Below are 248 nucleotides of genomic sequence, written 5' to 3'. Positions count from 1 at the left end.
TGTTCTCTAACTTAACACTGTTAAACTAATTAGTCAATCTTTGAAATCTAAACAAGTGATCGATTGAGCCAATTTACTTTCAGGCTTTCTTTGGAAAGTAGTTAGTAAATAAAACTAATTAATATAAATAAAAATTAAAAGTTTTTTGATTAAAAACTTCATATAAATTATATGGAGAGTTTGATCCTGGCTCAGAGTGAACGCTGGCGGCGTGCCTAATACATGCAAGTCGAACGGAGATATGAGGG

The 248-nt window shown here is 31.9% G+C and carries 1 rRNA gene; it reads left to right on the top strand.

From position 1 onward, the window contains the following. Positions 1-168: 168 nt before the first annotated feature. Positions 169-248 (top strand): 16S ribosomal RNA (locus CDOM16188_RS11175); the annotation flags it as partial.

Origin of the sequence: Campylobacter sp. RM16188, assembly GCF_012978795.1 — a bacterium.
Lineage (GTDB): Bacteria > Campylobacterota > Campylobacteria > Campylobacterales > Campylobacteraceae > Campylobacter_A > Campylobacter_A canis.
The sequence above is the reverse complement of the archived record's forward strand: the minus strand, read 5'-3'. Positions and strand labels throughout refer to the sequence as shown.